We start from the raw sequence: 1,724 nt of genomic DNA, 5'->3' as shown, positions 1-1,724 counted from the left end.
CCCTCTTATAAAGTGTATGTGGATACTGTTGTATCCACATGATCAAGATGAGCATTATATATAATAGTCGGTCTTGCTTCAGTTGTTTTTTTAATCATATATTTAGATCTTCTTATTTAATCATGTCATCAACTTCGTATATCACCTTATCCATTATCGCCATTGCTTCTTTTATCTCCTCTTTATTTATTGTCAGTGGAGGAGCTACAATAATAATGTTCTCATGTGAGTAAGTAGAAAAACAATTTTCTCTGAGGTTACCTATAATGCCTGCCATTACTTTTTCTGTATCCTGACCATAAGGCACCAGTGGCTCTTTAGTAGCCTTATCTTTCACAAGCTCTATTGCAGAAAATAAGCCGATATACCTTACATCACCCACTGAAGGGTGCTTGGTCTTTAATTTTTCAAGTTCTTCCCCTAAAACTTTCCCCATAGCTTTTGAATTTTCAATCAAGCCTTCTTCCTCATAGACCTCTAATGTAGCAATCCCCGCTGCACATCCTATGGGATGTCCGCTATAAGTAAGTCCGCACATAAGTGTATTGTGATCAAAAAATTCTGCAATATCTTTTCTGACCAACACGCCCCCTAAAGGAATATAGCCGCAGTTTATTCCCTTGGCAAAAGTAATAAGGTCTGGAGATACTCCCCAGTGATTGCATGCAAACCACTCCCCGGTTCTACCGAATCCTGCCATTACTTCATCACAGACCATTAAGATTCCAAATTCATCACATATTTCTCTTACACCCTGAAGGTATCCGTCAGGGGGAATAATAATTCCGTTACTTCCTGTGACAGTCTCTAGGAAGATGGCAGCGATGCTTTCACGTCCTTCATATATTATCTGTTCTCTTAATTGTGCCAGATAATAACGGCTGGCTTCTTTCTCGCTTTTAAATTCAAAATGACTACGGTATATATAAGGATCGAAGAATTTTACAAATCCAGCAATTCCAGGCTCAGATACAAATCGCCTAGGTTCTCCTGTCAGATTGGCAGACCCGTAAGTGGCTCCGTGGTATGAACGGTATCTAGAAAAAACTTTATTTCTTCCTGTAAACATTTTAGCTATTTTGATGGCATTTTCATTGGCATCAGATCCTCCAGTAGTGAAAAAGACCTTCCCCATATTATCTGGAGCAATTTTCAGTAATCTGCTTGCTAATTCTGATCTGACATCCACGGCGTGAGATGGTCCTATAAAAGGTAGTTTATCTGCTTGTTCCTTGATTGCATTGATTACTTTTTTATTTCCGTGGCCTATATTTACGTTTACTAATTGTGACGACATATCAAAATATTTTTTACCTGTGTGATCCCAAAAATATATCCCTTCTGCTCCTGTTATGACTTTAGGGTCCAATTTCCCCTGAGCACTCCAAGAGTGTAAATTATTTTTTTTATCTTTTTCTTTAATATCTCTGGCATAACTGTCACTTTTTATAACCATTTGCAACACCCCGCTTTATAAATTTTTAATATTTTATAAAAAAAAAGCCGTACTACTCCCATCTAAAAATAAATGAAAGTAACACGACTTTAGATCTCAAAAGGGTAAAATAAAGCTTAACCTTATTTCTTCTCAAAAGATGCCTTTTACTTAATTAAAATTATTTGATTTTAATTTGTCTTAAAAAACGTTGTTTCACACCTTGAAACATATATCTTGTTTATGCTCTATTGGAATTATATTGAAAGTATATATCTATTTTTTTTGT

General features: G+C 35.8%; 1 protein-coding gene. It reads right to left on the bottom strand.

The features are described from left to right. Nucleotides 1-112: 112 nt before the first annotated feature. Nucleotides 113-1,456 (bottom strand): aminotransferase class III-fold pyridoxal phosphate-dependent enzyme, encoded by a 1,344-nt coding sequence (locus tag ABZA26_RS14425; protein WP_372715188.1) that lies wholly within the window; start codon nucleotides 1,454-1,456, stop codon nucleotides 113-115. Nucleotides 1,457-1,724 lie beyond the last annotated feature (268 nt).

Origin of the sequence: Ilyobacter sp. (genome assembly GCF_041583315.1) — a bacterium.
Taxonomy (GTDB): Bacteria; Fusobacteriota; Fusobacteriia; order Fusobacteriales; family Fusobacteriaceae; genus Ilyobacter.
Note: the sequence above shows the minus strand (reverse complement) of the source record. Positions and strands in the feature narration are given on the sequence as shown.

Coding starts and splice junctions, on each gene's coding strand:
- ABZA26_RS14425 (WP_372715188.1), bottom strand. CDS start 1,456: ATGGTTATAAAAAGTGACAGTTATGCCAGAGATATTAAAGAAAAAGAT.